Origin of the sequence: Granulicella mallensis (assembly GCF_014203225.1) — a bacterium.
GTDB lineage: Bacteria > Acidobacteriota > Terriglobia > Terriglobales > Acidobacteriaceae > Granulicella > Granulicella mallensis_A.
This window is the reverse complement of sequence record NZ_JACHIO010000013.1, coordinates 192,143-204,105: the sequence shown is the minus strand read 5'-3', so window position 1 is coordinate 204,105 and position 11,963 is coordinate 192,143. Positions and strand designations below refer to the sequence as shown.

7 protein-coding genes are annotated in these 11,963 nt (G+C 57.3%); all 7 read right to left on the bottom strand.

Annotated features, from left to right (window positions below; all coding sequences use genetic code 11):
• Positions 1 to 300: 300 nt before the first annotated feature.
• A complete protein-coding gene (locus HDF15_RS16115) occupies positions 301 to 1,920 on the bottom strand; it encodes a PQQ-binding-like beta-propeller repeat protein (protein WP_150110666.1) in 1,620 nt (539 codons plus the stop codon).
• 467 nt (positions 1,921 to 2,387) lie between these two features.
• Entirely contained in the window at positions 2,388 to 3,683 is a 1,296-nt protein-coding gene (locus HDF15_RS16110; protein WP_184257325.1) for an MFS transporter, read from the bottom strand.
• Between the two features lie 882 nt (positions 3,684 to 4,565).
• Positions 4,566 to 6,113, bottom strand: coding sequence for a GMC family oxidoreductase (locus HDF15_RS16105; protein WP_014266934.1), 1,548 nt, complete (start codon positions 6,111 to 6,113; stop codon positions 4,566 to 4,568).
• Positions 6,114 to 6,679: 566 nt separating this feature from the next.
• Positions 6,680 to 7,978, bottom strand: a complete 1,299-nt coding sequence (locus HDF15_RS16100) for a DUF418 domain-containing protein (RefSeq protein ID WP_150110668.1) — start codon at positions 7,976 to 7,978, stop codon at positions 6,680 to 6,682.
• A 949-nt stretch (positions 7,979 to 8,927) separates the two neighbouring features.
• A complete protein-coding gene (locus HDF15_RS16095; protein ID WP_184257323.1) occupies positions 8,928 to 10,526 on the bottom strand; it encodes a ParB/RepB/Spo0J family partition protein in 1,599 nt (532 codons plus the stop codon).
• 92 nt (positions 10,527 to 10,618) lie between these two features.
• Positions 10,619 to 11,023 (bottom strand): DUF6908 domain-containing protein, encoded by a 405-nt coding sequence (locus tag HDF15_RS16090; protein WP_184257321.1) that lies wholly within the window; start codon positions 11,021 to 11,023, stop codon positions 10,619 to 10,621.
• A complete protein-coding gene (locus HDF15_RS16085; RefSeq protein WP_184257319.1) occupies positions 11,023 to 11,958 on the bottom strand; it encodes an ArdC family protein in 936 nt (311 codons plus the stop codon). Before HDF15_RS16085 ends, HDF15_RS16090 begins: the two co-directional genes overlap by 1 nt.
• Positions 11,959 to 11,963 lie beyond the last annotated feature (5 nt).

Sequence of the window (11,963 nt, the reverse complement as noted above, 5' to 3'; positions counted from 1 at the left end):
GGTATGGCGAAGGCCAACATGGCTCTCGTCTCTCTGCATCTCGAAAGCTATTCCCATGCAAGACAACCAACACTCCGTATCTTGCTTTCGTATTCACTTTCATCGTTTGTTTACGGTGCCGAGCAGGGCGACGGGGGATCTATTTTCTCGACGGGCCGACCATGGAGCGCAAGTTAGGTTGCAAGTTGCAGCAGGGCCGGGCCGCGTCAATTGATCAAGGCTGCAGCCTGAGCCGAACACTGCGACGGATCCTGTCGTCGCAGCGTTCGGGCCCACGCAGCAGTGGGTATAAGTAGTCCGCTAATTGCCTAGGCTAAAGGCGTATATCTTGTTGTTCCCGATGCCGTTTGCCGTCGGGTTCAGGGCTGTATACCCAGAACCCCAATAGACCACGCCATTCACGATAGATGGGCTGCCAACGACTGATCCACCGCTCGCGAAGCTCCACAGGATCTTTCCCGATGCTGCGTTCAAGGCATACATCGCTCCCGAGAAAGAGCCAGCGTAGACCACTCCGTTGGCAACACTGGCGGCTCCCATGTCGATGCCTCCTTTTGTGGGGTCCGCTGTCTGCCAAACGATTTGCCCAGTCTGTGCGTTCAGTGCTGCCCATGATCCCCAGGTGATGGCCTGCCCACTAGGACTGAGGCTATAGGACGCCTGGGTGAAGTTCGCGATAGGCACATAGATGTTGTTCCCATCGGAGGCTGTCCCCCACATGATGCCTCCCAGAAAGCTTCCCGGGCCAACCAGAGTACTCCAGCGGACGGCGCCGGTATCTGGGTCCACCGCCCAATAGACTCCGCTTTTCTGGCCGAAGCCGACAATATTCCCCAAGAGGTTCGGGCCTGCCCCGGGAAAGTCGAAGTCGCGGCCAGGAGGCGTGGGACACGGAGTCGCACCGGGAGCCAGTGCGAGCTCACAGTCCGCGTTGGCCGTATCATAGTTTGTGATCTTGTTTGCCCACTTGATCTTACCGGTGGTTAGATCGAAGGCCATGACGCTATCCAGGTGATCATTCGGAGGAGTGCAGGAGCTGGTGTCCCCATCGGACAGGTGTTCCGTCTCGCACTGTTCAATGGCATCCGGCACCGTGTAGTTGTCCCCTGTTCCTACGTAGATTGAGCCTCGGGCTACGTCAATGGCCGGCTGTTGCCAGATCGCCCCGCCGCTATAGCCGTCAGTCGTCCCTCCATTATCGGGAACCGTGTACGTCTTCCACAGTATGGAACCGGTGCGGGCATCTAGGGCTACCAGACTGCCCCGGAAAGTGCAGCATGGATATCCCGGCACAGCCGCCAGCGCTTCCTCATTGGAGGCCACCGGAACGTAGACTATGCCGTTATACGCGGTCGGGGAGCCCGTTATCACTGACCCCGGGTGCGGGTCTACTTGAGTGATCCACTTTCGTATCCCACTCGAAGGATCGACGGCAATCACATTTGCTCCATTGTGCAATGCCGTCCTGTTGATGACGTTGTCTCCGACGATTACTTCGTCGGCAAGCACTAGGGGGCTCACCCTGGACATTGAACCGGTTTGCCCGTCATATTCAGAGACTTGGTGCGACCAGACCTGACGCCCAGTGTTGGCATCGATAGCGAAGAGGTTGCCTTTCCAATCGGGAGCATAGACGACGCCATTGGCGACTGTCGGGGTTGCCGAGACGTCTCCGCCCGTTGTGAAAGTCCATTTCACCTTGAGGCCTTGCACATTGGTCGCGTTGATCACAGTTTCAGCGGGCTGTTGGCGATTGTCACCGAGACTCTGTCCGGCGGATTGCCAGCTTGCGCTCGTTGAACCAGACGGGGGCGTTGGCGAAACGCTTTGCGCCCTACCGAAATCGCCGGCGATGCAAAACATGGCGACAACGTATACGGCAAACTTAGAACGGTTGCGGATCTCATCGATCTTCATCATTTCTCCTTTGGGTGGTGAAGCGCTAGAGCCTTCCTAACATTCACAACGCGACTGCCCGACTATCGTCCGAATTGCCTGACGATGGCCCACGCTGGCTCTGCAGATGCATAACAGAGCTCTGCGAGGAATATTCCGCATCGAATAAGTTTTATTAGCTGTCGATTGTCGAAATAATTCGGAGAGGGAAAGGCTTTGGCTGATGCCGCCCTAAGGGATGGCAAAGAGCACCATGACGAACCCACGCCGAGGCAGGAGGAGAACATCGCTGTCGTCGGTCTCGTCCCAAGGGGACAGGCGGATGTCCAGTGGCGGCTAGACCGGCAGCCGCTGAGTCTTTTGTTCGCGGCCAATCACGACCATCTGATAGAAGTTTGATATCTCGCGGAACGACGGGCGTCGTTACTCTTTTGCGGGGTGTCCATCTCTGCCTTACGCGCAGGGTGGTCTTGCCTTTCCTCATGTCCGCTCTAGATGTCTGGGGTTCGAGTGAGGTCGCCGTCCTTAGTCTCTCGCACCATCAGAAGCCCTGCGAACGAAAGCACCGCCGCCGCGGCGAGATAGTACCCCACATACTGCAGACCGTAGGACCTCGCCAGATAAGTCGCGGCATACGGGGCCAGAGAACCGCCCAGAATGCCTGCGAAGCTAAAGGCGAGCGAGCTTCCGGTGTATCGTACAGGCGTCGGGAATAGTTCTGAGATCACGGTACCGAGCGGGCCATAGGTCATGCCCATCAGTGCCAGGCCGAGGCCCATCATCGCCACTGCCCCACTTGCCCCAGCAACGAAGATCTTCGCCATCACAAGACCGAACAAGGCAATCGCTACCGTAATCGAAAGCATCACGCGACGACGCCCACGCTCGGCTAGCAAAGCGGATGCAGGGATGGTGAGTGCAAACAGGGGAATCACCGCCAACTGCATCAACAGGAATTTCCCGCGGCTAAAGCCCAGCACTGTCGTGCCCCACGAAAGTGCGAAGACCGTCATGAGGTAGAAGAGGACGAAGGTCGCGAGGCATATAAGAATGCCCGCGAGCAGCGGCCGCGTGTGACGGCGAATCACCGTCAGCATCGGAAACCTCACCTGCTCCTGGCGATCCAACGCCCTCTGAAAGACGGGCGTCTCGTGAATCGTGAGTCGAACATAGAGACCAAGGAGAACCAGCACAGCGCTGACAAGGAAAGGGAGCCGCCATCCAAAGCGGAAGAACTGCTGGTCCGTGAGCAGGCGCGAGAGCAAGAGGAAGGCGCCGCCGGAAAGGAAGAATCCAAGTGGCGCTCCAAGCTGCGGAAACATGCCGTACCATGCGCGTTTGTTCGGCGGGGCGTTCTCGACAGCGAGGAGCACCGCGCCTCCCCACTCGCCTCCAAGACCGATACCCTGTCCGAAGCGGCAGAGCGCGAGCAGCAAGGGCGCTGCGAAACCGATGGTGGAATACGTCGGCAACGCTCCAATCGCGAAGGTCGACAGCCCCATCGTAGAGAGTGCGATGACCAGGGTGGTTTTGCGTCCGATGCGGTCGCCGAAATGTCCGAAGAGCGCGGAGCCGACGGGTCTTGCAAGGAACGCGATGCCAAAGGTCGCAAGCGAGGCAAGCGTTGCGGCAACTGGATCGGACGCGGGAAAGAAGAGCTTCGGGAAGACCAGGACTGCCGCCGTCGCATAGATGTAGAAATCGAAGAACTCGACGGTCGTGCCGACGAGACTGGCGAAGAGTACTTGGCCAGGGCGGTTCTTGGTCGTACTTTGGTTCACTGTCATTAAATTCTCACCCTAGTTGCTGAAGGAAAATCTACGGCAGAGAGACACATGCCTGTGGGTGTCTCTCCGCCCTGCCATTCCGCTCCTCGACGATCGCCTGCGAAGGATGTCGCTCTCGTGAGAATCGACAGGTCCAACATCCCCACGGCTGGGATCGGTCGAATACGCTTGGTTTCTATGCGTGCGCCCAGCTCGGCCGTCATTGAGCCGCTGCAGGTCTTACGAGCCCTATTACATTGAGGCACATGACCATTGGTACCTAAGTCTCTGAGTTCCGCGGTCTCCGGCAGATCTCTTCACGAGCGTAAAGGACGACTGGGAATGAATCACCAGCGTATCAGTCTCGACGTCCGGTTTGGTTGGAGTGCCATCTCCCAGAGCGCTGCAAGTAGTTTGTATCTCGAATGAATTCCCTTGTCGCTGCAACTGCTTCGTAAGGCACTTGCTCGCGTGTGCGCCTGAAAGGCCTTTGCCATCCCAAACGAGGATGCCCGCGTTCGGGGTGTCTTCACAACGCCCGCCACCGGCAACGTAGAGTCCCTCCCGTAGATGAAACGAAGTCGCGCTCTGCCCAGCCGAAACGATGGACAGCACTAACGTTGATAGACCAGCCAGCATGGTGAAGGCTACCCGATTGATATTTAGATGAAGGTTCATTAGATTGATCCAGCCTTTCAGGGTTATAGAGACGGTAGTGACCGTCACGCTGTCCGAAACTTGCTTGGCCACATCGTCAGCGAGACTGTTGATGGGGCGAACGACGTCGCAACCCCTTGCATGGGAACTCTGCCCGTCGAGGATTGCAATGCTCTCATTCAAATCAGGGTTCGCCGCCTCCCATGTACCCCGAGGAGCACATGGGAGGCGGCGAACTCGAGCGAGTTATATCTTGTATTTCATCTTTAGGATTTCACCGGCGCGCTCGCCGATGACGACACACGGCCCCATCGGTCCTCCAACAATCGCATGGGGAAGGATCGACCCGTCAGCGATGCGAAGGTTCTCGATTCCATGGACCTTGAGTTCATTGTCGACGACAGACATGGAATCACGTCCCATCTTCGCCGTACACGATTCATGAGAATACGTTGTAGCCGCGTCACGGACGAAACCCTCCAGTTCCGCGCCTTTCAGGTTTCCCGGCATCACTTCGCGCTTGACGAAAGGCCGAAGCTCCGCCGAGTTTCCTATCGCGCGGCAGAGTTCCACTCCAGCCACCGCTGCTTTCATGTCATCAGGGTGCGACAGGATCTGTGCATCGATCTCGACTGGATCGGAGGGATTGGGCCCCGTGATCCTGACCTGTCCACGGCTCTTTGGCTGGACTACGCCGGAAAGCAATGTCCACGCTTCCCTCGGAGGGTTAAATCTTGCGACGGTCTCAGCGCTGCAGATCGGCACCTCTGCTTGGCAAGTTTGTAGATCTGGAGTCTTGAGAGAAGAATTGCTCTTCCAGAAGAAGGTCGCCTCGCCTGCGTTATTGCGCGGAGCCAATGGCTGCGGGTATTCCCAAACGCAACTGATAATTGGATGATCTTGAAAATTCTGTCCCACGCCCGGCAGATGCTGGACCACCGGAATTCCGAATCTCTTCAACTGGGCCTGATCTCCAATGCCAGACTGCATCAGGACCTTCGGCGTATGAATAGCGCCAAGAGACAACACGACCTCGGAGGTGGCGCTTATGCGGCGAATCGTCTGCCCGTGAGATATCTCCACGCCAGTCGCGCGTTTTCCCTCGAACAGAACGCGCGTAACCATAGCGTTCGTAAGCACCGTCAGATTAGGGCGGTCCATGTAGGGGAAAACGTAGGAGCGGAACACCGACTGACGTTTCCCATCCCGCACGCGCAACTCCAGGATCGTAGAGCCGCCATCGCCTTCCATCATGCGTCCGTTCTGGCTTTCGAACGTGGGTATTCCGATGGATCTCGCTCCTTCAACCATGGCGGGAGCGACCGGACTTGGGTTAGGAGCAGGTTGCACAAAAACCGGCCCGCCCGTCCCGCGGTACTTGGGATCTGTCGGCCCATGCCAGTCTTCAATGCGGCGATAGATATCGAGCACAGACGCATAGCCCCAGGCTTTATCGCCTGTCACCGCGGCGAATGAATCCCAGTCATTCCTGTGTCCGTGCGACCATGCCATCGCGTTGATGCTCGATCCGCCCCCTAGCACCTTTCCCATATGCAAAGGCATGGAGCGCCCATTGAGATATGGACTTGGACTGCCTGCGAAGCCCCAATCGCGTTCTGTCCCGAAGTTCCTGGGCCATTGATTGGCTTCCATGACGCTTGGAACGGCGTCGCTTCCCCCGGCCTCAAGCAGAAGCACGTTGGCCTCGGGGTTTTCGGCGAGGCGGCGAGCTACAACCGATCCGGATGACCCTGACCCGCAAACGATGAAGTCATAGTGAGTCTTGAGCGACATCGTTAGCTTCTGTTGGTTGACTTGTACTCTTTTGGAAAGTTCGGTCTGCTCGCCTTCGCTATCGCCCTTTGATTCTTGCCCGTCCCAGACACTTGAGTGGAGCGGAGTTCCTGCAGCCATGCCAATAGCAGAAATACCTGCTCCATAAACGAATTTCCTACGATCCATGCACCCTCAATTCCCAGTTCTTAAAATCGCCTCTGTTGTCCATCGAGCGTAGAGCCGGAGGCCACAGTTGCGATCCTACCCGCTGAATTTAAAAGCAAGAAACAGAGCGTTGTAGCCGAAGGGTCTCGCTTTCGATTTATGCGCATCTGAAAAGTGCGCACGTCAGATTGCAGTCTCCATGCCCGGAGCGATGGCCTTCCCAAGTAGCTGATAGCGGATGGCTGACCATTTCTATCGGTCAATGAATGGGCCCAACCCCAATAGCTGTTCACCATGGGGATAACCGATTCGGGGCCGCATCGACGCGGTCCCGAATCGGCTTTTGCCTTTCGCAGGTAGGTTGCGCGGTTAGCTATCGGGCCAAATCGCGATTCGGCGTCGCAATCGAAATAGCCTCCTCATGCTCCCCGCGCGACCTTGCTTTGCAACCGCATCGGCTGTTTTTTCCAGTACGTCAGCGATCGCCACACCCACTCCAAAGGGCCGAACTCAAAATATCTTAGCCATATCGAGCTCCAGATCAGGTTGACCGCCCAGACCGCTGCAACAACATAGAAGAGTTGATAGAACTCCAGCCTTTCGTAGAGCTTGTATGGCCCCCACACAAATACAAATTGGCACAGGATACTCGTGAAGATATAGTTGCTCAGGGCAGTTTGCCCCACTGCCGCTACTCGCTTCATGAGTGAGGGCCAGAACCCGCTCTTCACGAGCATGAGTAGCAACGCGGCAGTTGCCAACGCGCCGGGCACTCGAACCAGTTCATATGGAAGAAACAGCCACTTGTCCGAGGTAATCAGGTCAAAGCCGCTCTCACAGGCCTTCCACGCTCCCATAGCAGCCGCGGGCAGTGAGATAAGGAACCCCGCCAGCGCAACCGATGCATAGGTCTTGTATGGCAATCTGCCGGATAGAAAACCATTCCTGGCCAGCCCCATCCCGATCAGCATCATGCCCAGCACGTCGCCAAATCCCAGGGTGTAATAGATCACACTCTGAAACGTGCTCGCATCAGAGGCGTGATGCATCTGTGCTCCGACATATCCTGAACGAGTCAGGTTCAGGTCTGACTCGATGGCCTGTGCGTCGGGCTTCCAGGCAGCCAAGCGGCCTTCCCATGCCTTTTGGTCGCCGATCTGAGCCGCTGTCAGCGCCTTGCCTGACTGCTGAGTAGCCGCGGCGGCGGCGGCCTTGCTGCTCAGGCCAAAATCCTGCAGTGCCACGCCCCCCGAGAAGGGAGACAAGGAACTCACTAGAACCACAAGCGTGCCCGCTGTCAGCAGCGTCCTGGCTTTTAGCTTTCGGCAGGGGTACAGGAAGAGCAGTGCAGTCATCCCGTACCACACGAGAATATCTCCGAACCAGATGAGATATGCGTGCAGCAGGCCAATCGCAATCAGCCACATATTGCGCCGCAAGAAGATGTCCGCCACCCTTTCACCTTCTCCCCGCTCTTCGGCCCGGCTAGTCAGTAGAACGACCCCGGCCCCGAAGAGCATAGAGAACAGTGCTCTCATCTTGCCCTCACCCAAAATCCATCGCACAATCCATACCCAGGCATTGAGGTGTGCGTGCGGGCCGGTGAATGCCGGATGAAGCGTTCCCAATGGAACAAATTGAGTCCATATCGGCAGTCCAAATCCATTTATGTTCATGAGAAGGATGCCCATCAACGCAAAGCCGCGCAGTATATCCATGCTGCTGATGCGCTCCTGTTGGCCTAGCGGCTTCAGGAGATGAGGAGGCCCTGCCAACTCTTCCTCTACGGTGGTTGAGACAACGGGTTTTCTGATTGCGGAAGCTACAACGTGTGCCAAACATGACTCCAGGACAGTTCAGTTGAGAAATAACGTGAGTGATGTGAGGTTCATGCCTAAGGAGGCACTCTATACTGCAGTGCCTGGTTGTTAGGCCGAGCCCCAGAAGGAAAACTATGCGAGCGCACCGCGTGCTGATGTTCGCGGGGATTCGCACTGCGGAGAAATTAGGAGGGTGGCAGGCTCGACACTCTCGTCTTGACGAGTCTCGAGTGAGTATTCCCAGGGGTTCGAGCTCTGATCTCTAGAAAATAAGGAACGATTTCTGGTTTCCACTGGCACCCGGCAAACGTATGTTGCTCCAGGTAAAACACGTGCCTCGGGTAAATATTCTTGCGATACGATATTTTTTTATTTCGTTGGAGAATACCGTCCACCGGTGTGCCGCTGGCGCGAGCATATCGGCGATGAAGCCCGCTCAAGGCGAAAGCCGTACCTCCATACCATTTGCTGACTGAGAAGGATTGGAGAAAGCCAACGACAAACGTTGCAAGATGCTGGTGTGTCATGGGAAACCGTCGCCAGGGTTCCGCCTCATTTGATGACGTTTGCTACAAGTGCATCTTTACCACCAGGACCAGGCCGACTGCTGAGGTCGCAAGCACGAGGGCACCCAGGAGGCATCTCTCCCGCTGGCGATTGAAGGTCAATCTAACCAGTGCCCTGAGGCGTGGGTCTCTTGAGGCAAAGATTACTGAAGTATCCAAGCCCGTCGGGTGGGAGGGCATAGCTTGCCCCTGCCTGGCAGGAGCAACGCCCGGGGTGGGAAGGACCGGCAAAAAATGGCGCCTGCTGGTTCGCAGGCGCCATCGACGGCAAGGGGCGAAGGCTAGGCAGCCTTCGCCTTTTTCACGTCTTTTGGCTGGGCTTTGACCATACCCTTCTTTGCGACCTGCATCTTCTCCTTGGCGGCGAACTCCTGTTTCACCTTGAGGGCGATGGCGTCGGTGTTCACCTTGTAGACCACCGCAGCGTCCCGCAGGACAGTCGCGCTGTTGCCACGGGCGGCGGCGAGGAGGATGGTCAACTCGATCACGACGCTACCCAGCTTGCTCTCCTCGACTTGACGCAGGTACGCGGTGAAGAGTTTGGAGATGGACTCGTTCGCTTTTGTTGACTTGATGCCATGGTGACGGGCGAGGGCGGTGAGATGGCTGTCGCCCAGTATCCCCGCGAGACGTTCTGCCACGAAGAACAGATCGCGTTTCATCATCCGCACAGGCACAGCCGCCGCGATAGCGGCAAGCGTCCTGACGCCGGTGGCATGGCTGATGGCTTGCTCGCGCCGCTCTTTCTCCTGCCGCACTTTATAAGAAGCATCGACGTTCGACTGCTGCTTCTTCGGGTGGTGGATGGGGCAAGCGGGATTGGCGCATACCTTTTGGACCTCGCCCTTGCCGTCGCCCTCCGCGATGATGGCCTCGGTGGTGTACTTGCAGGTCTTATACTGAGGCCGTTGCGCCTGTTCCTTGTCCTTCGGTTTCTCTCCCGTGATGGCTACATACTTGCCACGCGGCACGACGGCACTTCCCTCCTGCGGCTTCGTATAACCCGTGCTGATTTGCACGAGCTTGGGTTTGGCCGCGATGGCATTGGCTACATGCGCGTCCACCTTCGCCTGATAGCAGTTTGGGTCGGAGCAAGCATCCTGTTTGCTGAGGTCGGAGAAGAGGAGCTTGTTGTGTCCCGTCCGTTTGGGGCAGTCCACACAACTCCCGGCGATGGCAACAAGATGCGCGTCCTTCTTATCGAACGGAGCGTCCTTGAGGACGAGCAGGATGTTCTGCTCAACCCACGTTTGTAGATTGCGAACGGGGAGAAGAAGGCGCTTCGCCTTGCGGTCGCTCGATGCACTCCAATCCTCGCGGAAGCAAGCTTTAAGCGCCTCTCCCTGTTTATCGAGCGGTAACTTCGCCAGAAGCAGCGCATGGCCTATTCCTATCTCCTCACGGTAGAACTCATCTATGACTACCTCGGCCAGTTCGGTCAGCTTCAAACGGGTGGCGATGTAGGCGGGAGGTTTACCGATCTTGACCGCGATCTGTTCGATGCTGTACTTGGGTTCCTCCAGGTCGAGAAGCCCCTTGAAGCTGTTGGCCTCTTCGAGAGGATGCACGTCCCGGCGCTGAAGGTTTTCGACAAGCTGCGCCTCCATGACCTGCGCGTCTGTCATGTCCCGGATTTCGACGGGGACAGACTCTTTCCCGGCGATCTGCGCGGCGCGGAAACGCTGCGCCCCGAAGACGATTTCATAGCGTTGGTTCTTGGGCCGCACGAGCAAGGATGCGAGAACGCCCTGCGAATCAATGCTGCTGGCAAGCTCTTTCAGAAACGCTTCGTCGAAGACGCGGCGCGGGTTGGTAGGTGACTCGGAGAGTATAGCGATGGGAAGCTCACGCGGTACATTGTTGACGATAGCGGTGTTCATGATGACGTGCTCCTTTCGAGCGGTTGCACTGCATGATGGTTGTGGAGCGGACGCGCTTTCCTGCCTCCGCTCCGGTGGGCGGGGAACTTGGGCTAACCACGCATGTGCTTGTGCGGGTCGAAGGCCTCGGAGAAACCTTGCAAGCGAAGGTTGTTGTCCCACTGCCTTGCCAGTCGCTCGTGTTGCATATGCACATCGGAAAGGTGGATGTAGTCACCGTCGTAGATGTATCGGCTCCATTGCTCTATGCCCGCATAGTCGTTCCGGTAATAGAAGGGGTTCAGCTGTGGCCCGTCTGCTAATCCAAGCTCGAAACACATCTCCGGTTTGCATAGTGCGTCGCCATATTGCGCGACAGACAATGCGGGCAAACCGCACGGGCCGGATTCGTCCATAGCGTCGATGACGAGGGCAGCATAGGGCGGGTTCTCGATCTTGAGGTAAAGGCCGTGGTTCCAACCTCCGGCCTGTTTGAGGATTGCGAGGATGGTCTGCATTAGGCCACCTGCGCGAGTTCTGCATCGGGCATAGCCGCCTGTTCTTCGGTCGGCGGCTGCAATGCGGCAAGGATGATGCTGGAGGTCTGTTGAATCACTTCCAAGCTCTCGGCCAGCAAGGAGGCGTTGCCGTGATAAAGATGGATGTAATCAGCGGACGAGGTTCCAGTATCCAGACCAACGGCCTTGCCGACGACGAAGGCGATGGCCTCGGCCTCCGTCTCACGCACAACCTTGGTGGTTGTGGTGCGGCGTTCGGCCTTATGCAACAACTCGTGCGCCACTTCATGCACAAGGGTTGAAAACTCCTCGGCCTTGGACTGTCCCGGCAGGATGTCGATGCGGCCGCCATAACTCGTACCGAGTGCGGGACGGATGTTCTCGGTGAAAACGAGTTCAATTCCCTGCCGCTCAATGAAGGTGAGAAGACGATCACGATTCTCTCCCGCATCGCCGCTCATCTCGCGCAGTGCGGGAAGCTCCGCGCCTTCGGTCTGCGAGACATCGAAGACATAGGCATTGCGAAAGCCGACAAGAACGTGGGTGTTCTGGCGGGTGATGTCCTTTTCGGCTTCCTCGTCCTTCTTGCGCTTGATGCCGATGATGGGGGCGAGAATGCGGATGCCCTTCTCTCCCTTCTTCACCTTGCGGCCTAACTGGTTCCACGCATACAGTCCGGCCACGCGGGTTGCGGTTGGCCGCTGCCATGCGATCTCCAAGACATTGCCAAAGCTGTAGTTATGAAAGCGGCTCATGGCGTTGAGGTAGGCGGTGAGGGCATCGCTATGTCCTGCCTCAAGCTGTTCAATCAGGCATTTCACGTTGGCGGCGATAGCTTCTTTCAGCCCCTTGGGGCGGTCGGTCTTGTGCGGCAACGGTGTGGGGTTTGGGGTCGACGGATGGACGGGGCTGGATGTGGCGATTGCGGTGTTCATAGTGT

What these genes read in the sequence shown, in the direction of transcription:
- HDF15_RS16115 (WP_150110666.1), bottom strand. Translation starts at nt 1,920, where the DNA reads ATGATGAAGATCGATGAGATCCGCAACCGTTCTAAGTTTGCCGTATAC.
- HDF15_RS16110 (WP_184257325.1), bottom strand. Translation starts at nt 3,683, where the DNA reads ATGACAGTGAACCAAAGTACGACCAAGAACCGCCCTGGCCAAGTACTC.
- HDF15_RS16105 (WP_014266934.1), bottom strand. Translation starts at nt 6,113, where the DNA reads ATGTCGCTCAAGACTCACTATGACTTCATCGTTTGCGGGTCAGGGTCA.
- HDF15_RS16100 (WP_150110668.1), bottom strand. Translation starts at nt 7,978, where the DNA reads ATGGATATACTGCGCGGCTTTGCGTTGATGGGCATCCTTCTCATGAAC.
- HDF15_RS16095 (WP_184257323.1), bottom strand. Translation starts at nt 10,526, where the DNA reads ATGAACACCGCTATCGTCAACAATGTACCGCGTGAGCTTCCCATCGCT.
- HDF15_RS16090 (WP_184257321.1), bottom strand. Translation starts at nt 11,023, where the DNA reads ATGCAGACCATCCTCGCAATCCTCAAACAGGCCGGAGGTTGGAACCAC.
- HDF15_RS16085 (WP_184257319.1), bottom strand. Translation starts at nt 11,958, where the DNA reads ATGAACACCGCAATCGCCACATCCAGCCCCGTCCATCCGTCGACCCCA.